The sequence below is a fragment of the Rhodococcus sp. NPDC054953 genome (genome assembly GCF_053609225.1).
Genome location: NZ_JBSGXD010000012.1, coordinates 20277 through 39982 on the forward strand (window position 1 = coordinate 20277; position 19706 = coordinate 39982).

Annotated in this window: 20 protein-coding genes; 15 read left to right on the top strand and 5 right to left on the bottom strand. The window is 68.8% G+C overall.

All coding sequences use genetic code 11. From position 1 onward, the window contains the following. The first annotated feature begins 37 nt into the window (after window positions 1-37). Window positions 38-778 (top strand): lysophospholipid acyltransferase family protein, encoded by a 741-nt coding sequence (locus tag ACWF62_RS10615; protein WP_452630016.1) that lies wholly within the window; start codon window positions 38-40, stop codon window positions 776-778. Between the two features lie 40 nt (window positions 779-818). Further along, on the top strand, window positions 819-1127 hold the full coding sequence (locus ACWF62_RS10620; protein ID WP_378509179.1) for a rhodanese-like domain-containing protein: 309 nt from the start codon (window positions 819-821) through the stop codon (window positions 1125-1127). 23 nt (window positions 1128-1150) lie between these two features. Here the strand turns inward: ACWF62_RS10620 and ACWF62_RS10625 are convergent, their stop codons facing one another. The 3 genes from ACWF62_RS10625 to ACWF62_RS10635 form a co-directional block, all read right to left on the bottom strand. Further along, window positions 1151-1522 (bottom strand): DUF5313 family protein, encoded by a 372-nt coding sequence (locus tag ACWF62_RS10625; protein ID WP_378509188.1) that lies wholly within the window; start codon window positions 1520-1522, stop codon window positions 1151-1153. 11 nt (window positions 1523-1533) lie between these two features. Continuing rightward, window positions 1534-1986: a MarR family winged helix-turn-helix transcriptional regulator gene (locus tag ACWF62_RS10630; RefSeq protein WP_378509178.1), complete on the bottom strand. Its 453-nt coding sequence runs from the start codon at window positions 1984-1986 to the stop codon at window positions 1534-1536. Between the two features lie 129 nt (window positions 1987-2115). After that, entirely contained in the window at window positions 2116-2805 is a 690-nt protein-coding gene (locus tag ACWF62_RS10635) for a TetR/AcrR family transcriptional regulator (protein ID WP_452630017.1), read from the bottom strand. 101 nt (window positions 2806-2906) lie between these two features. Between ACWF62_RS10635 and ACWF62_RS10640 the strand changes: the two genes are divergently transcribed. The 9 genes from ACWF62_RS10640 to ACWF62_RS10680 all read left to right on the top strand — a co-directional run bounded on the left by ACWF62_RS10640 (window position 2907) and on the right by ACWF62_RS10680 (window position 12338). Continuing rightward, window positions 2907-4097 (top strand): lipid-transfer protein, encoded by a 1191-nt coding sequence (locus tag ACWF62_RS10640; RefSeq protein ID WP_378509176.1) that lies wholly within the window; start codon window positions 2907-2909, stop codon window positions 4095-4097. Between the two features lie 33 nt (window positions 4098-4130). Then, on the top strand, window positions 4131-4562 hold the full coding sequence (locus tag ACWF62_RS10645) for a type II toxin-antitoxin system Rv0910 family toxin (protein ID WP_378509175.1): 432 nt from the start codon (window positions 4131-4133) through the stop codon (window positions 4560-4562). Next, window positions 4562-5446, top strand: a complete 885-nt coding sequence (locus tag ACWF62_RS10650; RefSeq protein ID WP_378509174.1) for a MaoC/PaaZ C-terminal domain-containing protein — start codon at window positions 4562-4564, stop codon at window positions 5444-5446. The genes ACWF62_RS10645 and ACWF62_RS10650 overlap by 1 nt, the downstream gene beginning before the upstream one ends. Window positions 5447-5496: 50 nt before the next feature. Then, on the top strand, window positions 5497-6366 hold the full coding sequence (locus ACWF62_RS10655) for an SDR family oxidoreductase (protein WP_378509173.1): 870 nt from the start codon (window positions 5497-5499) through the stop codon (window positions 6364-6366). 5 nt (window positions 6367-6371) lie between these two features. Further along, window positions 6372-8561, top strand: coding sequence for an acyl-CoA dehydrogenase (locus ACWF62_RS10660; protein WP_378509172.1), 2190 nt, complete (start codon window positions 6372-6374; stop codon window positions 8559-8561). Window positions 8562-8696: 135 nt separating this feature from the next. Then, window positions 8697-10148: a flavin-containing monooxygenase gene (locus ACWF62_RS10665; RefSeq protein WP_452630069.1), complete on the top strand. Its 1452-nt coding sequence runs from the start codon at window positions 8697-8699 to the stop codon at window positions 10146-10148. A 32-nt stretch (window positions 10149-10180) separates the two neighbouring features. Beyond that, window positions 10181-10762 carry a hypothetical protein gene (locus ACWF62_RS10670; protein WP_452630018.1) on the top strand — a complete coding sequence of 194 codons (582 nt, stop codon included), beginning with the start codon at window positions 10181-10183 and terminating at the stop codon, window positions 10760-10762. Further along, window positions 10755-11444: a DUF6308 family protein gene (locus ACWF62_RS10675; RefSeq protein ID WP_452630020.1), complete on the top strand. Its 690-nt coding sequence runs from the start codon at window positions 10755-10757 to the stop codon at window positions 11442-11444. Before ACWF62_RS10670 ends, ACWF62_RS10675 begins: the two co-directional genes overlap by 8 nt. A gap of 66 nt (window positions 11445-11510) precedes the next feature. After that, entirely contained in the window at window positions 11511-12338 is an 828-nt protein-coding gene (locus ACWF62_RS10680) for a PP2C family protein-serine/threonine phosphatase (protein ID WP_378509169.1), read from the top strand. Window positions 12339-12423: 85 nt separating this feature from the next. Here ACWF62_RS10680 and ACWF62_RS10685 read toward each other — a convergent pair whose 3' ends face one another. Continuing rightward, on the bottom strand, window positions 12424-13587 hold the full coding sequence (locus ACWF62_RS10685) for a hypothetical protein (RefSeq protein WP_452630021.1): 1164 nt from the start codon (window positions 13585-13587) through the stop codon (window positions 12424-12426). A 179-nt stretch (window positions 13588-13766) separates the two neighbouring features. Here ACWF62_RS10685 and ACWF62_RS10690 point away from each other — a divergent pair, with 179 nt between their 5' ends. The 4 genes from ACWF62_RS10690 (at window position 13767) to ACWF62_RS10705 (ending at window position 19003) form a co-directional block, all read left to right on the top strand. Continuing rightward, on the top strand, window positions 13767-15299 hold the full coding sequence (locus ACWF62_RS10690) for a type I restriction-modification system subunit M (RefSeq protein WP_452630023.1): 1533 nt from the start codon (window positions 13767-13769) through the stop codon (window positions 15297-15299). Next, a complete protein-coding gene (locus ACWF62_RS10695) occupies window positions 15296-16498 on the top strand; it encodes a restriction endonuclease subunit S (RefSeq protein ID WP_452630025.1) in 1203 nt (400 codons plus the stop codon). The genes ACWF62_RS10690 and ACWF62_RS10695 overlap by 4 nt, the downstream gene beginning before the upstream one ends. Next, a complete protein-coding gene (locus ACWF62_RS10700) occupies window positions 16495-17418 on the top strand; it encodes a restriction endonuclease (protein ID WP_452630027.1) in 924 nt (307 codons plus the stop codon). The genes ACWF62_RS10695 and ACWF62_RS10700 overlap by 4 nt, the downstream gene beginning before the upstream one ends. Window positions 17419-17497: 79 nt before the next feature. Continuing rightward, on the top strand, window positions 17498-19003 hold the full coding sequence (locus ACWF62_RS10705) for a DUF222 domain-containing protein (RefSeq protein WP_452630029.1): 1506 nt from the start codon (window positions 17498-17500) through the stop codon (window positions 19001-19003). A 15-nt stretch (window positions 19004-19018) separates the two neighbouring features. Here the strand turns inward: ACWF62_RS10705 and ACWF62_RS10710 are convergent, their stop codons facing one another. After that, window positions 19019-19636, bottom strand: a complete 618-nt coding sequence (locus ACWF62_RS10710; RefSeq protein ID WP_452630031.1) for an Ltp family lipoprotein — start codon at window positions 19634-19636, stop codon at window positions 19019-19021. Window positions 19637-19706: the final 70 nt, after the last annotated feature.

Below are 19706 nucleotides of genomic sequence, written 5' to 3' on the forward strand. Positions count from 1 at the left end.
GTGCCGACCCGACCTAACCTACGGTACCGTAGGTTTTATGACGAAGCCGAACGTGACCCTCGAGAACTCCGACGTCGTGTACGACTTCTACCTCGCGCACCGGCAGAACCGGCTGCTCGCGAAGGCGGCGTACGCGACGCTGGCCGCGAAGTTTCGCCCACGGGTGCGGTTCGCGGAGGGTGCCCGCGAGACGATCGCGGCGCTGGTCCGGGACGGTGTCAGCGTGGTGTTGTCGGTGAACCACCTGTCCGAGTCGGATCCGTACACGGTGGCGGGGGCGGCCTGGCGCAGCCCGCTGCGGTCGGTGATCGGCCGGACCAGGGTGCTGGCCAAGGACGAATTGTTCGCCGACCGGGCGCTGCGCGACCGGATCGACCTGATGGGCTCGATCCCGGTGTTCCGGGGCCGCAACCACGGCATGCGGGCGGTCAACGCCGCGGGCCAGCGGATGATGGACGTGTGCGCCGAGCGCATGCGCCGCGGCGACAGCCTGGCGATCTTCCCGGAGGGCACCTGCAACGAGGGCGACCCGAGGCGGCTGCAGGCCGTCGGCAGCGGCGTCGGGCACATCACCAGCCGGGCGATCCGGCTTGGGGTCACGCCCGCGCTCCTGCACATGGGCATCAGCTACGGCGGGTCCGGTGGCCCGGCCACCCGCGGCGCGAGCGTCTACTTCGGCACCCCGATCACCGAGCTTCCCGACAAGCCCGCGGCGATCGCCCGACTCGTCCGTGATCGCCTGCAGGAGGCCGTCGACGGCGCGGTCGCCCGCTACTGAGTCGTCGGTAGACTGTCGTCGACCCGTCTGGAGGACGAAAATGCAGCAAGTGGATGTGAACGCGCTGGCGGAGGAGCTCGCCGCAGGCGCCGCGCTGATCGACGTGCGCGAGGCCGACGAGTACGCGCGGGCGCGGGTCCCCGGCGCGGTGCTCGTCCCGCTCAGCGAGTTCACGGCCCGTCTGGACGAGATCCCAGCCGCGGACCCGGTGTACGTGATCTGTGCGATGGGTGGCCGGAGCGCGCAGGCGGCGCAGTATCTGGGCGCGACGGGTATCAACGCCGTCAACGTCGCGGGTGGCACCGAGGCGTGGATCGCGTCGGGACGTCCGGTCGAGAGCGGCTCCTGAGCGGTCGGTGACGTGACCGACGGTCAGCGCCACAACCGGTCGTAGGCCTCGATCTCGGCGGCGCGCGCGGCCCGACGCTTGTCGTTGTCGAGGTCCATCGGCAGGCCGTTTTTCTGCAGCCGCCGTGCCCGGTTCTGGTGGATGTAGACCACCGAGTAGAAGACCGCGAGCGACATGCCGAGCAGCACCATCGAGGCGCGCAGCCACAGCGGCCCCGGGAAGAGCAGGAACATCGCGTACAGCGGGAGGAACGGAACCTGCTGCCGCAGCAGGTGACGCACCACGTAGCGGTCGCCGGTGAGGTCATTGCGTACCCAGTCGTTCATCGAGGCGGGAAGCTTCGCGCCGAACGCATACGCGATCCACTGCAGCGGGTTGGGTGTGGTGGTGCCCATCATGCCTGTGCTCACTTCTCCAGTGCCCCGGCAGCCAGCGCCGCCGTGTTGATGCCGGTGAGGACTCGGTGCAGTTCCTCAAGTTGGGGTAGCCCGACGCCGAGGGCGGCGACCACGGCAGGGGGGATCCGCTCCGCATCGGCGCGCAGCGCGCGACCGGCGTCGGTCAGGTCGACGACGAGCGCGCGTTCGTCCTCCGCGCTGCGGGTGCGGGTGATCAACCCGGACGCCTCGAGGCGCTTAAGAAGCGGCGATAGCGTCGCCGAATCCAGTTGCAGCGCAGCGCCGATCGACTTCACGGACATCGGCGCGTCGCCCCACAGCGCGAGCATCACGAGATACTGCGGGTGGGTGAGGCCCATCGGCTCGAGCAGTGGCCGGTACACCGACAGCACGGCGCGGTTTGCCACGGCCAGCGCGAAGCAGACCTGGCGGTCGAGGGCGAGGGGGTCGTCGGCCGTCACAATCCGAAGCGTACACGATTAAGTAGCGCACAATCTAATACCCCGCGCGATGCGTTGAATGGGGGTTCATGTGCGAGATTGCGCCGCCAGATGCCGAATGAACCCCCGTTCAATGCTTCGGAGGGCGGGTCAGAGGAGGCGTGCGACCGGCGTCGTCGGGTCGAGGTGGACGCCGAGGCGCTGCAGGTTGCCGTCGAGGACCTGCCAGATGGACGCGGTGAGGAAGGCGGCGAGCTGGTCGGCGTCCACCGCGGGGTCGGCGTTGGACAGCCAGCGGTTGACGCTGACGTCGACCAGCCCGGTCAGGCCGAACGCGAGGGTCTCGGACAGGGCGGTGTCGGCGTCCGCGGACCGGAGCATCGACTCGAGGAGCCGGGATAGTTGCAGCGCGATCGCCGTCTTGGTACCGGTGACCGCGCGCGAGCCGGTGGTGCGCCTGCTCGGTGAGCCGGTGCCGAGGAACTGGTGCAGCCGCGGCGATCCGACGATCCAGCGCAGATAGTTGTCCACCGCGCCGGCGATGGCCTCCTCGATGGTGCCCTCGGGGGCGAAGGTCGGCGTGACGTGCGTCATCAGCCGGTCCAGGATCCGGGCCCGCAGCTGTTCGTCGAGGTCGCCGCGGTCCTTGAAGATCCGGTACACCACCGACCTGGGCAGGTTGGCCCGCGCGGCGATCTGCGCGACCCCGATGTCCGGCCCGTCCTCGGCGATCGCCTCGATCGCGGCCTCGAGGATGAGGTCGCGTCGCTCGGCCTTGTGTCCGTCCCAGCGGGTGGACCGGCCGTCTCCGGGGGCGGTGGCGTCGGTGGTCGTCGGCATCGCCGCAACCATACCCACGGAAACGATTGACTGGACACCGTGTCTCACCTACCTTGTGCTGGACAGCGTGTCACACACAACTTCCGCCTCCAGGAGTGCAGATGAGTAACCGGGTGTTCGTCGTCGGGGTCGGGATGACGAAGTTCGAGAAGCCGGGGGCCCGCGAGTGGGACTACCCGGACATGGCCCGCGAGGCCGGAACCAAGGCGCTCGAGGATGCGGGCATCGACTACCGCCTGATCGAGCAGGCGTACGCCGGCTACGTGTACGGCGAGTCCACCTCCGGTCAGCGCGCGATCTACGAGCTGGGCCTGACCGGTCTCCCGATCGTCAACGTCAACAACAACTGCTCCACCGGCTCGGCGGCCCTGTTCCTCGCCGCTCAGGCGATCCGCGGCGGGCTCGCCGACGCGACACTGGCGCTCGGCTTCGAGAAGATGCAGTCGGGTTCGCTGGGCACCACCTACGACGACCGCGAGCAGCCCATGATGCGGCACCTGCTCGCCCTCGCCGAACTCCAGGAGTTCGCGATGCCGCCCGCCCCGTACATGTTCGGTGCGGCGGGCAAGGAACACATGGAGCGCTACGGCACCACAGCCGAGCAGTTCGCCAAGATCGGTGTCAAGAACCACAAGCACTCGACGAACAACCCGTACGCCCAGTTCCAGCAGGAATACACGCTCGACGAGATCCTCGCGTCGAAGCCGATCTACGGGCCGCTGACCAAGCTGCAATGCTCCCCGACGTCCGACGGGTCCGGCGCGGTGATTCTCGCCAGCGAGCGGTTCGTCGATCAGCACGGCCTCGCCGACCGGGCGGTCGAGATCGTCGGGCAGGCGATGGTCACCGACCTCGAATCCACGTTCGCCGACAAGAGTGCCATCAGCCTCGTCGGCGCCGACATGACCCGCACCGCCGCCCGAAAAGTGTACGAGCAGGCCGGGATCGGGCCAGACGACATCGACGTCATCGAGCTGCACGACTGCTTCTCCACCAACGAGTTGCTCACCTACGAGGCGCTCGGACTGTGCGCCGAGGGGGAGGGCGGCAAGCTCGTCGACGCAGGCGACACCACCTACGGCGGCCGATGGGTGGTCAACCCGTCCGGCGGCCTCATCTCCAAGGGACACCCGCTCGGCGCCACCGGACTCGCCCAGTGCAGCGAGCTGACCTGGCAGCTGCGCGGCGACGCCGATGCCCGGCAGGTCGACGGCGCCCGGGTCGCGTTGCAGCACAACATCGGACTCGGCGGCGCCGTCGTCGTCTCCGCCTACCGCCCCGCCAACCGCTGAATCCTCTTCCACCACTACAGCAAGGAGTTCGTCATGGCTTCCGTCTCCGTCTCCGCCTCCCTGCCCGCCGCCCCCGACAAGACCTGGGACGCCCTCTCCGATCTGTCCCGCTGGGAGGAGTGGCTGACCATCCACCAGGGCTGGAAGAGTGACCTGCCGACCGAGGTCGCGCTCGGGGTCCGCTTCACCGAGGTCGTCTCGGTGATGGGCATGGCCAACAAGATTGAGTGGACCGTCACCGAAGTCGACGCGCCCAACCTGGTCCGCATCGCAGGCACCGGCATGGCCGGGGTCACCGTCGAGTTCACGCTTCGTGTGGAGCCGGAGGGCTCCGGTTCGAAGGCCAGCGTGGATGCGAGCTTCAAGGGCACCATGATCGTCGGGCCGATCGGCAAGGCCGTCGCAAAGAACGCCGCCGCGGACCTCGAGACGTCGCTGGCGAAGTTTGCCGAAATGGTCGGCTGATGAGCGCGCCCACAGTCGAGTTCGACTCGTCGAGCCTCGGGGAGTGGACCGAGGCGCAGACGTTCGACGTCACCGCGCAGCGGATCGCCGAGTACGCCGCGGCAACCAACGACCCGATCGAGCGGCACCTGCGCGGCGAGATCGCGCCGCCGGTGTTCGCGGTGGTCCCGGCGTTCACGTCGATGGCACCGGCCGCGCTCGCGGTGGCCCCGGTGGAACTGCTGATGAAGCTCGTGCACGGGGAGCAGGACTTCCACTTCCATCGCCCGATCCTGCCGGGGGACAGACTCGTCACCCGAGCCAAGCCGGTCGGGTTCACCGGGCGCGACAACGGCTCCACCGTCGTCGTGTACGTCGAAACCCGCACCGACGGAGGTGAACTCGTGAACGAACAGTGGATGACGGCGTTCTTCCGGAAGGTCGACGCCGGACCCGGTCTCGGGGAACAGGCACCCGGCCACCGGTTCGACGAGGCGCTGCGCGCGACCGACCCAATCGCGGAGATCGCGCAGCACATCGACAAGGACCAGACCTTCCGGTACTCGCCGGCGTCCGGTGACCCGATGCCGATCCACCTCGATGACGAGATCGCCAAGATGTCCGGGCTTCCCGGCATCATCAACCACGGCCTGTGCACGATGGCATTCACGTCCTGGGCGGCGGTTACCGAGTTCGCGGACGGACGCACCGAACGGCTGAGGCGACTAGCGGTGCGGTTCGCGAAACCGGTTCTGCCGGAACAGGACATCACCACCCGATTCTGGGCTGTGAGTCCTTCTGGCCCCATGGCGGGCCAAAAGGACTCACAGGCGTATGCCTACGAGACGACGGTCGGGGACGATCTCGTCCTCAAGGACGGGCTCGCCGTCATTGCCGACGCCTGACGGCTGACGCATCCGCATCACACACACGACTTTCGAGGAGAACGGTACTGATGGGAACCCTGGACGGACGCGTCGCGATCATCACCGGCGCGGGCCGCGGCATCGGCCGCGAGCACGCCCTGCTCTTCGCGAGGGAGGGTGCCGCGGTCGTCGTCAACGACCTGGGCGGCGCCAACGACGGCACCGGCGCCGACACCGGACCGGCGCAGCAGGTTGTCGATGAGATCGTCGCCGCGGGCGGGCGGGCCGTCGCCAACACCGACAACATCGCCGACTGGGCGGGCGCCAAGGCCCTCGTCGACCAGGCGGTCGCCGAGTTCGGCGGGCTCGACATCCTGGTCAACAACGCGGGAATCCTGCGCGACGCGTTCATCGCCGGCATGGAGGAGTCCCAGTGGGACGCCGTCATCGCCGTCCACCTCAAGGGACACGCCGCGACCCTGCATCATGCCGCCGCGTACTGGAAGGACCGGGCCAAGGCGGGCGATCCGGTGCAGGCGGCGGTCGTCAACACCGCGTCCGCGTCCGGCACCTTCATGCCGAACGCCGGGCAGGCCAACTACGGCGCCGCGAAGGCCGGGATCGCCGCGATGACCCTGGTCGCCGCCGACGAACTCGAGCGGTACGGGGTGCGGGTCAACGCGATCGCGCCGATCGCCCGGACCCGGCTCACCCTCGCCACCCCCGGCATGGGGGCGCTGTTCGCCGCCGAGGTCCCGGAGGGCGAATTCGACGCCTTCGCGCCATCGAACATCTCCCCGCTGGTTGCCCGCCTTGCGGCGGCCGACTGCAAGCTGACCGGCAAGGTGTTCGCGGTGCAGGGCGGGGCGATCACCGAACTCGTCAACTGGTCCGGCGGCGAGACCATCGAATCCGAGGGGCCGTGGGGCATCGACGATCTCGCGGACCGGCTCGGTTGATCGCGATGGCGCACAACAGCTACGAGCTCGGTGTCGGGCTGAGCGAGGAACACGCCGCCCTCGCCGAATCGGTGCGGGCGTTCGCGGAGCGGACGATCACCGCCGAGCAGGTCCGCGCCGCCGTGGAAGCCAAGACGGAGAGCAAGTTCCCGGAATTCTGGGCGGCCCTGGTGGCGCAGGACCTACTCGGGCTCGCGGTTCCGGAGGCGGAGGGCGGACAGGGCGCGGGTTTGCTCGGTCTGGCTGTGGCGCTGGAGGCATTGGGGCGCACCGTTTCTCCCGGACCGTTCGTGCCGACCGCGCTCGCTGCGGCGGTGCTCGCCGCGGACGGCGGAGCGGCGGCCCGGCATCTCCTCCCCGGCCTGCTCGACGGGACCGGGACCGCGGCGCTGGCACTGGGCGGCGACTTCCGGCTCGACGGAGACCGCCGACTCACCGGGTCCGCTGACGCGGTACCCGGCGCCGAGCACGCCGACGTGCTGTTGCTCCCCGTCGACGTGGACGGTGAATCCCGATGGCTTGCCGTCGATTCCGATGCGGTCACCGCGACCGCGCAGGACGGACTCGATGTGCTGCGCGGGTCGGCCCGGATCGAGGCGCTCGGACGGGTTGTTGCGGCGGACCGGGCCATCGGACTCGAGGACCGCCGCGTCCGGTCCATCGCGTCGGTGGTGCTGGCCGCCGAGGCGGTCGGGGTGATCTCCTGGTGCGTGTCCACCGCCGCCGAGTACGCGCAGACCCGGGTCCAGTTCGGGCGCCCGATCGGGCAGTTCCAGGGCGTCAAGCACCGCTGCGCGTACATGGGTGTCGCGCTGGAGAAGGCCCGCGCGGCACTGTGGGACGCCGCATCCGCACTTGACAAGGGCGACGACACCGCCGATTTCGCGGCCGACGTCGCTGCGGTGATCGTGCCCGACGCTGCCGTGCAGGTCGCCCAGGACTGCATCCAGGTGCACGGCGGCATCGGATTCACCTGGGAACACGACGCCCACCTGTACTACCGGCGGGCCCTGTCCATCCGCGCCGTCCTTGGCACCCGCGAGGATCGGGTGGAGCGGCTCGCCGTCCAGGCGCTCGCCGGGACCACCCGGGTGTCCGAACTGGAGTTGCCGGAGGAGGCGGAGCGGATCCGCGCGACGGTCCGCGCCGACCTCGCCCCGATCGCCGCGATCGACGACGAGGACGACCAGCTGATCGCGCTCGGCGACGGGGGCTGGGTGCAGCCGCACCTGCCGAGGCCGTACGGCCGCGGGGCCGGACCGCTCGAGCAGATCGTCATCGCACAGGAGATCAAGTCGTCGGGCATCGCGATGCCGCAGCTGCTGATGGGCGGCTGGGCGGTGTCCGCGCTCGTCGGGCATGGCGATGAGCGGCAGAAGCGGGACCTGGTAGTGCCGACGCTGCGCGGCGACCTGGTGTGGTGCCAGCTGTTCTCCGAGCCCGGCGCAGGCTCCGACCTGGCGTCGCTGACCACCAAGGCCGTCCGGGTGGACGGCGGCTGGAAGGTCACTGGGCAGAAGATCTGGACGACGGTCGCGCAGTTCGCGGACTGGGCGATGCTCATCGCCCGCACCGACCCGGACCGGCCGAAGCACGAGGGCATCACCTACTTCGTGCTGGACATGTCCACCCCGGGGGTGACGGTTCGGCCGCTGCGGGAGATGACCGGGTCCGCCCTGTTTAACCAGGTGTTCCTCGATGACGTGTTCGTTCCGGACGAGAACGTCGTCGGGGAGGTGAACGACGGCTGGCACGTCGCAAGGACCACCCTCGCCGGGGAGCGGGTTGCCCTCAGTCAGAAGATGGAGGCGTACGCCAGCGATGCCGACCTGACGGCCTTCGTGCGGGGTCGCGATCTCGGCCCGGTCGGTCGATACCGGTTCGGGGAGCTGATCGCCGAGAGTCAGGCGATCGACCTGATCGGTTCCCGGGTGGTGCTCGGCCAGCTGTCCGGGTCGGACGTGAGCACCACCTCGTCGGTCGGCAAGCTGCTCGCGATGGGGCTGGGGCAGTCGATCTCGGAGTTCGTGGTCGCGGAACTGGGGGCGGCCGGTGCCGTCGCGGTGTCCGGGCAGCCCAGCGACAAGGCGATGGAACAGTTGCTTGCCGGTCGCGCGACCACGATCTACGGCGGCACCACCGAGGTGCAGCTGAACGTGATCGGGGAGCGGATGCTCGGCCTGCCGCGGGACTGAGTCCGGCCGGGAGAGTGTTCTTCCCTTCCCTCCTCAAGTGAGTGATACTGACAGTGACACACACTTGAGGAGGGCGGCCCGGTGGACCAGCAGACGCAGTACGACGCGGTGATCGTGGGGGCGGGATTCGGGGGCATGGGCGCGGCGATCGCGCTGAACCGACTCGGCATGACCAACCTCGCCATCCTCGACAGGGAGGACGACCTCGGCGGCACCTGGCATGTCAACCGCTACCCCGGGTTGGCCGTCGACATCGCGTCCGTCACCTACTCGTACTCGTTCGAACCCAACCCGCACTGGTCGCGGCTGTTCGCGCCGGGCGCCGAACTGAAGAAGTACGCCGACCACGTCGCCGACAAGTACGACCTGCGTCGCTACATGCGGTTCGGTGCGGTGGTCTCCGGTGCCCGCTGGGACGACGATGCGCGGCACTGGGTGGTCTCGATCGACGGGCAGGAACCGGTCACGGGCCGCTACCTGCTGACCGCGACCGGCTTTCTGTCCCAGCCGCACCTGCCGGACATCGACGGCATCGACTCCTTCGCTGGCACGATCCTGCACACCACCGCCTGGGACGATTCCGTCGACCTCGCGGGCGCGCGGGCGGCGATCATCGGCACCGGCGCGACCGCGGTCCAACTGATCCCGGAGGTGGCGCGCACGGCCGCCGAGCTGACCGTGTATCAGCGCACCCCGATCTGGGTGGTGCCGAAGCTGGACCTGCCCATTCCCGGTCCGGTGCAACGCCTGTTTACGAAGGTCCCGCTCACCCAGCGGGCCGCCCGCACGGTGAGTGACGGGCTGCTCGAGGGGCTGATGGTCACCGCGGTCCTGCACTACCGGCAGGCGAAGGTGCTGAACAAGATCGCGGCGGCGGCGTCGCGGCTGTTCCTGCGCACCCAGGTGCCGGACCCGCGGCTGCGGGCCGAGTTGACCCCCGACTACGACTTCGGCTGCAAGCGGCCGACGTTCTCCAACAGCTACTTCCGCACCTTCACCAAGGGGAACGTGCGGCTCGAGACCGCAACCATCGACCGGATCGAGGCGGACGGCATCGTCACCGCCGATGGCCGAACAACCCCGATCGATACCCTGATTCTGGCAACCGGCTTCAACCTGTGGGATGTGAACTTCCCGGCCATTGAGGTGATCGGACGGGGCGAGCGGAACCTTGGAAAGTGGTGGCGGGACAACCGCTTCCAGGCCTACGAGGGAGTTTCGGTGCCGAAGTTCCCGAACTTCCTCACCCTCGCCAGCCCGTACTCGTACAGCGGCCTGTCCTACTTCACCACCATCGAGTCGCAGATGGCGCACATGACGCGGCTGTTCACCGAGATGCAGCGGCGCGGCGCCGACGTGTTTGAGGTGACCGAAGACGCCAACACCCGCTTCCTGGACCGGATGACGGAGAACCTCGACGGGTCCGTCTTCTATGCGGGCAGCTGCGCCACCTCGCGGAGCTACTACTTCAACCAGCACGGCGAGGCGGCGTTGCTGCGGCCGACATCGACCGCGAACGCGTTCCGGGAAGCGGAGCGGTTCCCGCTGGGCGACTACCGGATGGAGGCTGGGCCTGCGTACCGTTGACGGCGCCGCCGTCGACCGCCCGAAGGACCGCCATGACCACCATCCACCCGTCCGCGAGCGACGAGAGCTTCGCCGAACTGGGGCGGGATCCGTTCTTCGAAGTGGTCGTCGACCTGATCGCCGACTACCTCGCCGACGCGTTCGACGATCCCGCGGGTGGGGAGGTGGACCGGTGGACGCTCAGTGCCCTGCCCGCGACCAACCGGACCCCGGAGCGGGAACGGCTGTTCACCCTCAATGTCGGGTCGATGCAGGTGCTGTACGTGGAGCGGTTCCTTGAGGGTGACGACATCGTCGACTACCGGGTCGCGCTGTACGTGTCCCGGTCCGCGCTGATTGCGACAATCGGTTGTGCGGCAGAGGATCTCGTGCTCCGCTATCCGCTGCTGCGGTTTGCGGGGACCGGCCTGGCGTCCGCGGGCGGGGACGGCCTGGTGATCGACTGGTTCGTCTCCGACGAGGGTGCCGACGACCAGTTCTTCGCCCTTCCGCTTGCCGAGTCGATCCGCCCGCTCGCGCAGCACCTCGCGGCCCAGGGTCGCGGCCCGTACGCGCAGTTCCACAACCGCGCGTTCGCGTCGCACGTGCTCGGCCGGGTGGGCACCGATGCCTGATCCGCTGTCGGACGACCCGCTCCTGAGCGGCCCGCGACCGCTGCGGCTGCCGCGCGTCCTGCGGGACGAGGGGGACGCCGCCGCCGTCGACGTGCTGCACGAGTACTTCACCCGCGCCGTCGTCAAGACCGGTTACCTGCGGCCCGGTGCGCTGTGGGACGGCTGGGACCCGAGTGGACGCCGTGCCGCCGACCGCGACGTGTTCACCGCCGACGATCTGGTCGCCGCCACCCTGCTGTCGGTACAGGTGCCGGCGCAGGGTGCACTGGAACTGTTGGGGGACAGGCGGTCCGAGTTCGCCGACCTGCTTTCGGTGATCGGACCGGACCGGGACCTCGTAGCCGAGGCCGAGGTGCTCACCCCGGACTCGACGCAGTGGCGGCTTGAGACCGCGTTGACCGGGATCCACGGCATCGGCCGCACCATCGCGTCGAAGCTGATCGCCAGGAAGCGACCCCGCCTGCACCCGATCTACGACGACGTCGTCGGCCGGGAACTCGGCACCCGCACCGAACACCTGGAAACGGTGCGGTCGGCGTTGCGGGCGGACGACGGCGCACTGCACCGTCGGCTGGTCGGCCTGCGGGTGGCCGCGGGACTCGACGACGCGGTGTCGGCGCTCCGGATCCTCGAGGTGCTGGCCTGGATGCAGGGCAAGAAGTACGTTCCCCTTACCGGGTGAGATCGACCGGCATCCGGCAGCGCGTCGTGCCCGGGTCGCGGGCCCCGGCGGGTGTTGGATGGGTACATGTCGACGACAGGTCACCCGACACCCGCAGGCGTCGTGCCCGACGCCGTCCACGACGCCCTCGACGTGCGGGGATGGACGGTTCGTGCGGCGTCGATCCGCGGCACCGGGCACCGGTCCGACCGGACGCCGCGGCAGGACGCCTACGCGGTGCGGCACGGGAACGGCAGGATCGTGGCGGTCGTGTGCGACGGGCTCGGGGCGATGGAGTTCTCGCACCGGGCGGCCGAGGTGGCGAGCGCGACGCTCGCCGACCACCTGCTGACCGCGGATCTGGAGGTGTCGGGGGACTGGACGGCGCACCTGCGGGTCGCGTCGCTTGCGGTGACGCGGGCCGCCGGTGCGCTGCTCGGCAACCGGGCGCCCCGCTTCGACGACGTCGCCGACCTGATGGCGACCACCGTGACCGCGCTCGTCGTCGAGGATGTCGAGGCGCCGGGCCGGTGGCTCGCGCACACCGCCACCGTCGGGGACAGCAGCGCGTGGTGGCGGCGCACCCGCTCCGGTGCGCTCGGGTTCGAGCCGTGGCTGCTGATGTCGGGTGGGCGCCTGACGCGCCGCGAGATCGCCACCTCCCGGACGTTGGCGTTGCCGCTGCCCGATGACGCCGTCGTCACCGGAACCAGCTATGAGATCGGTCGCGAGGAGCTGCTGATGGTGTGCAGCGACGGGGTCGCCGACGCCTTCGAGGACGGCGGCAGCGCCGTCGCCGCCGCCTTCGCCACCGGCTGGACCAACCCGCCCCGGCTGACCGACCTCGCCGACCGGATCGCGTTCGAATCGTCCGCCGACGACCGCACCGCCGTCGCGGTGTGGACGCCCCGCTGACCGACCGGGCGGTTGTCGGGGCATCGGTCGAGAGGCGCTGACGGTAACCGCCCGTTCGGCGTCGATGCTGGCCGGGCCACCCCGGTCACGAGCCCGGTCTGCCTTCTGCCGCCATTCCGGTGACCCGGTCGGACCAGTCCCGAATGCGGGCGAATCGCCGACGCGCGGATCTGGCCCGCGCGCCGCCCTGGTGGGCATGCGCAGCGAAGAGTTCACGAAGGATGCTGCGGTACATGACCTCGCGGATCGTCCATCCCGGCATGCGCAGAGGGGTATCGGCACGCAGTTGGGCGACGATCAGCACGGGCGGCGCCACGAGCGCGACGCAGAGGGCGACCGCGATCATGCTGACCCCGCCCCTCTGGAACGACACGGCTATCACGCCGAGGACGATGAACACGTAGGTGAGCGCTCCCACGATCGCTGACGCGGCGGCGTCGTCGAAGCGTCGGGCCACGAACGATCGGGCCGTCGACACGAAGGTGAAGGCGGCGAGCACCACGGAGAACAGTCCGAGTCCGGGTACCGCAATGAGGGTGGGCCACCAGTCGACCGACCGACCCGTGCTGTCGAGGACGGCCAGGCACGCGAAAAGCGGCAGTGCGGTGACGACCGCCGCCGAGAGGAGATCGGCCGTCACCCGGGCGCGGAGGTGCGATGTGGCGTCGGGTCGGGGGCAGCGCCACCGGGCGGCGACACGCTCGAGGGCACGGATCCTCCTGTTCCGTGCAATGCGAGGGATCTGGCGCTGCACCGGCATGTCGTTCCCGATGAGCAGCGCGGTGTCGTTGCCGAGGACCGCGATGAACACGGCGCAGCCGAGCAGGATGAGCGCGTCGATGACGCCACGGTTGGGGACGTCGTGGAACGTACTGGCCAGCCCGGTGAGCAGCGCCAGGGCTCCCGTTAACGAACCGCAGAGCGCGAGATACCGGCGCCGAGTATGCGCGAGCGCCTCGCTGATCTCGGCGGAGCGGGTCGCCCACACCAGCACGTTGAGCGCGATCACGATTGACGCCAGGACCGCGAGCAGGTCGGCACCGGCGCCCGGATCGATGGTCACGGGGAAGGTGGGACCGGGTTGCGGATCGTCGGTCGAGGACAGCCAGCCGCTGATCGACAGGATCGCGACGAGCAGCGCGTAGATGACGGTCGTGACGGCAATCTGCCTGGCGACGCCAAACCAGAATCGTGTGTGCCTGGCAGTGACATCGCGGGCGAGGGTGACCTCGCTGGGGTCGTCGATCACGGTTCTCCTGGGTGGTGGGTCTCGGATGCTCAGCGGTGCGAGCCGCACAGAATGGCAGACGGCACCGACACGTTCTCGGACCCGGCACGGCACGCTGGCAGGACCGGTCCGGTGTCGATGGGGTGGTCGATACAGTTCTGTTGGTCGTCGTCGAGCAGAACAGGCAGGTAGCGGTACCCGTGATCACAGGTGACATCAAGAGCAAGGTCGACGCAGTCTGGGACGCGTTCTGGACTGGTGGCATCTCCAACCCCCTCGAGGTGATGGAGCAGATCACCTACCTCCTGTTCATCCGCCGCCTCGACGACGAGCAGACCCTCGCATTGGAGAAGGCGAACCTGCTCGGCACGCCGCTCGACGGCAATCCGTTCCCGGCGGGTGACGACGAGCAGGGCCGGCCGTTCGACGACCTCCGCTGGTCGGTGTTCAAGCATCGGCATCCGGACGAGATGTTCGCGATCGTCGACCAGCGGGTGTTCCCGTTCATCAAGGCGATGCGCGGCGAGGACTCCACCTACGCGCACTTCATGAAGGATGCCCGGCTGACCATCCCGAACGCGGGGATGCTGCAGCGGGTGGTGGACCGGCTCGACAAGGTCCCGATGGACAACCGCGACACCAAGGGCGACATCTACGAGTACCTGCTGGCGAAGATCGCGTCCGCAGGCCAGAACGGCCAGTTCCGGACGCCGCGGCACATCATCGAACTGATGGTGCACATGACCGCGCCCCGGCCGGGCGACCGGATCGTGGACCCGGCGTCCGGCACCTGCGGCTTCCTGGTCGGCGCGTCGGAGTACATGCGCGAGAACCACGCCGACGCCATCAACTCCGGCGCCGGCCGCGAGCAGTACCACCACGACATGTTCCACGGCTTCGACTTCGACAACACCATGCTCCGCATCGGGTCGATGAACATGCTGCTGCACGGCATCGAACAGCCCGACATCCGCTACCGGGACTCCCTCGCCGAGGCGAACACCGGTGACGCCGAAGCGTATTCGTTGATCCTCGCGAACCCGCCATTCGCGGGTTCGTTGGACTACGAGAACACCGCGAAGGATCTGCAGCAGATCGCGAAGACCAAGAAGACGGAGCTGTTGTTCCTGGCGCTGTTCCTGCGGCTGCTCAAGCCGGGCGGACGGGCCGCGGTGATCGTGCCGGACGGGGTGTTGTTCGGATCATCGAAGGCGCACAAGGAACTTCGGCGCATCCTCGTTGAGGAGCAGAAGCTCGACGCCGTCGTGAAGCTGCCGTCCGGGGTGTTCAAGCCGTACGCGGGGGTGTCGACGGCGATCCTGTTCTTCACCACGACCAACTCCGGTGGCACCGACAACGTCTGGTTCTACGACGTGCAGGCCGACGGCTGGTCGCTCGACGACAAGCGCAACCCGCTGCTGGACGAGGGCAAGCTCGGGGTGCTCGCTGCTGTCTCCGGTGACGAGCACGCGAAGAACAACCTGCCGGATGTGTTGCGGCGCTGGAGTCTCCGGGATTCCTCGGAGACGGAGCGGGCCCGGACCGAGCAGAGCTTCTGCGTGCCCAAGGCTGACATTGCTGCGCAGGGGTACGACCTGTCCCTGAACCGGTACAAGGAGATCGTGCACGAGGAGGTCGAGCATCGGGCGCCTACGGAGATTCTCGACGAGCTGGAGACGATCGAGAAGGAAATCGTCGACGGCATGGCGCAGTTGAGGGAGATGCTGGCGTGAGCGTGCAAGCTGTGACGCTGTCGGAGATCGCGGAGGTCAAACTCGGCCGGCAGCGGTCGCCGAAGGACCACGATGGCCCGAACATGCGTAAGTACCTGCGCGCTGCCAATGTCGGGTGGAGTGGACTACTCCTCGACGACGTGAAGGAAATGAACTTCACGGATGCCGAGTTGGCTCAGTTCCGTTTAGAACCCGGCGACATCCTTCTCAACGAGGCATCCGGATCGCCGCGCGAGGTGGGGAAGCCTGCAATCTGGCATGGCGAGATCGCCGACTGCGCGTTCCAGAACACTCTCCTCCGGGTGCGGCCGAGCGAGCAGGTGGATCCCCGCTACCTTCTGCACTTCTTCCGTCGAGAGGCTGGGTCTGGCGCGTTTGTGCGCGGGTCACGAGGAACCGGAATCAACCACATTGGACGGGCGACTCTCGCGCAGTGGCCGATACCTCTGCCCGCTCTGGATGAGCAGCGGCGAATCGCGGCGATCCTCGACCACGCCGACGCCCTCCGCGCCAAGCGCCGCGAAGCCCTCGCCCGACTCGACGAGCTGACCCAGTCGATCTTCGTCGACATGTTCGGTGACCCGGTGGCAAATGATCGAGACTGGCCTGCTGGCGTTGTCGCGGACTTCGTAGACGGTTTCGAGGGCGGACGGAACATTGTGGGGTCCGACGACACGTGCGACGGTTTCCGCGTCCTCAAAGTTAGTGCAGTTACATCGCTTTCGTACCGGGAGTCGGAGAACAAGCGGCTTCCGGCGGACTACGCACCACCTGCCAATCACCTCGTTCGTGCCGGCGATCTGCTGTTCAGTCGCGCCAATACGTCGGAACTTGTCGGTGCGACCGCATTGGTGACTGAAACAGACGGCCGAACGGCTCTTCCCGACAAGCTGTGGCGTTTCAAGTGGAAGGACGAATCTTCGGCAGTTCCCGGATATGTCGCCGCCCTGTTCCAGAGGCCGTCATTCCGGCAGAAGGTCTCTGACCGGGCCACCGGATCGAGTGGCTCGATGAAGAACATCTCCCAAGGCAAGGTCCTGTCGATTCCGGTGGGATTGCCACCCACGACCTTGCAGCGTGAATTCGAGACCCGCCGTTCTGCCATCGCTCGCGTGAGGGCCAACCACCGCGCCGCCCTCGCCGAGCTCGACTCCCTCTTCGCGTCCCTGCAGTCCAGAGCCTTCCGGGGTGAGTTGTGACCGCGTCTGCTCCGGTGTCGGCGATGCCGGTGTGGTCGGGGTTCCTCACTCCGGTGCTGGAAGCCCTCAACGACGGCGGCACGTGGCGGAAGCGGGATCTGCATGCGGTGGTGGAGGAGCATGTTGGGCTGAGCACCGAGCAGCGGGCGGAACTGTTGCCGTCGGGGCAGGGCCGCGCCGACAACCGGATCGGGTGGGCGCTGAGCGGGCTGTACCGCGCCCAGTTGGTCGACAAGCCGGCGCGGGCGACGTTCACCATCACGGATGCCGGCCGCGCGCTGCTCGCCGCGCATCCGGCGGGGATCACCGAGAAGATCCTGAAAGCGGTTCCGGCGTACCAGGACTACGTGCCCGAGCGGCAGGCGAATGCGGCCGCCGTGCGCGTCGACGAACCGGAGTTAGCCGGGGATCCCGTCGAGCAGATCGAGGCCGGGGTCGCGCAGCTGCACGCCGAGGTCGCGGCGGACCTACTCAAGCGGCTGCGTGAACAGCACCCCGACTTCCTCGAACAGTCAGTGCTCGACGTGCTCGTTGCGATGGGGTACGGCGGCACCGAGGGACGGGCGGCGCGGATCGGCGGCTCCGGGGACGGGGGAGTCGACGGCGTCATTGACCAGGACCCGCTCGGTCTGGAGCGAATCTACGTGCAGGCCAAGCGGTACGCCGCCGAGAATACCGTCGGCAGGCCGGAGATCCAGGCGTTCGTCGGCGCCCTGCACGGTGTCGGTGCCGCCCGCGGCGTGTTCATCACCACCAGTGCGTTCGCCTCCGGCGCCCGCGAGTACGCGCAGAACATCGGCACCCGGATCGTCCTCGTCGACGGCCAGCGGTTGGCGTCACTGATGATCCGCTATGGCGTGGCCGTACAGACCCGTCAGACCTTCACCGTCGTCGAGATCGACGAGGACTACTTCGAATAGGGGCGCGGTCTCGAGGTGCTCGCCCGGGCCCGTTGAGTGAACCCGATTTCTTGTCGGTGGGTCTCGCTAGAATTCGAACATGCCTTCGACAGTCGGTGTTGGGGATGGGGACCGGGTGGCATGCCACCTGGCCGCCCTCGACGCCGCCGTCGAGGGTCTGCTCACCGACTCGCTGACGGGGCTGGCCGAGGCCGAGGTGGTCGAGGCGCTGCAGCGGATGGAATCGTCGCTGCGGAAGGCGTCCGCGGTCGGGCACCGGTTGATCGTGGAATCCGTCGAACGATCCATTCCGGGGAACCTCGCCTGCCGGTCCGTTGGCGACTTCCTCACCTCCACGCTGCGGATCTCCGGTGCGGACGCGGCGCGGCGAGTCAAGGGTGCAACCAAGGTCGGCACCTGGAACATCATCAGCGGTGACGGGATGGAACCGGTGCTGCCTGCGACCGCGGCCGCGGTGCGCGCCGGCGCGGTGGGGCCGGATCACGTCGCCGCGATCGCCAGAACCATCCGCCGGATCCCGGCAGGCACCGGCGCCGACGAGATCGCCGTCGCGGAGACGATCCTCGCGGACGCCGCCCGGTCCACCACGCCGGAGGACGTCACCAAGATCGGCATCCACCTGCTCGCGCATCTCAACCCCGACGGCAGCGCGCCGGACGAGAGGGAACGCAGGCGCCGCCGCGGCATCCGGATCGGGAGGCAGGGGACGGACTTGCTGAGCCCGATCTCCGGGATGCTCGACCCGGAACTGCGTGCCCTGCTCGACCCGGTGCTGGCGAAGCTGGCCCGGCCGGGAATGAACAATCCCGACGATCCCGAATCGCCGTCCGGAGACGTCGACTCCGCGACTCTGGACCGGACGGAGCTCGCGCGGGCCGCGGCCCGCGACACCCGGACCGCGGCGCAGCGGAATCATGACGGGTTGACGGTGGCCCTGCGGAGTCTGCTGTCGTCGGGTGCGCTTGGCAGCCATCGTGGGTTGCCGGTCACCGCGATCGTCACGATGACGCTGACACAGTTGGAGGGGGCGTCCGGGGTCGCGACGACGGCGTCCGGGGGGATCGTCCCGATCGGGGATGCGCTCCGGATGGCCGAGCGGGCGCATCCCGTTCTTGTGGTGTTCGATCATCGTGGTCGGCCCCTGCATCTCGGTCGCAGTCGGCGGTTGGCGTCGGCGGATCAGCGGCTCGCGTTGATTGCGGCGTCGCGTGGGTGTACCCGGCCGGGGTGTGATGCGCCTGCGACGTTGACTGCCGTGCATCACATCACGGAGTGGAAGGACGACGGCGGCACCGATATCACCAACGAGGATCTGGCCTGCGATGCCTGTCATGCGTTGGTGCATGACGGTCCGGGTGGGTGGGGGACCGAGGTCGCTGGTGTGGGGTCGACGCATCCGGGTCGGACGGTGTGGATTGCGCCGCCGCATATCGATCCGGAGCGGCGGCCTCGGATCAATCATCGGCATCATCTGGGGGAGCTCGTTGCGGGAACGCTCGCCCGCTATCGGGCGCGGCGGGCCGCCGAGCTGCATCGCTGGCGTGAGCAGCGCGGCGGGACCGACAGCGGCGAGGACGTTCCCTGACCGGATCGGGCCGGGTCAGTACGCGGAGTCGGCTCCGTACTCGGCCTGCGCATAGGTGTACCCCTCGTACACCAGCTGGTCGATCAGACCCGACCTCGAGAACGACGTGTACTCGAGGTACTGCTTCGCGGACCGTGCGGCCTGCTCGTTCCAGTCCGCGTCCACGCTATCCGCGGCAAACGTCGCGTCCTCGGTCGAGAAGCCCTCGTACTCGAGCTGCTCGATCAAACCGCTGTGGGAGAAGGCGGAGTAGTCGAGGTACTGCTCGGCGGACCGGACGGCATTCCGCTGGCTCGAACTCATCTGCGGCTTTGCCGCGGGTGCGGGTGCCTGCGCGGGCGCTGGCGCGACCGGCGCAGCCGATACGGCGGCCGCGGCCGGGGTGGCCGCAGCGGGGGCGGCAGCTGCGGCGGGCACGGCGGGCGGCGCGGGCCGGGTTGTGCTCGGGACAGCCGACTCGCTGCTGACCGCTGCCGCGGTCGCGGTGCCCTCCTTCTCCTTGTCGGCGTCGCCGAGGGCGCCTGCGAGACCGAAGACGATGATGACGGCGCCCACCACCCACGGCCAACGCCGCTTCTTCCCGGCCTGCGGCGGAACGGCGGGCTGGAAGGTCGGGTTCGGATACTCGGTCATGACGTACTCCTGAGGAAGTGACTGGGCCGTGCCGGGCACGGCGCACCTCGTATTCACGAGAGCCGCACAG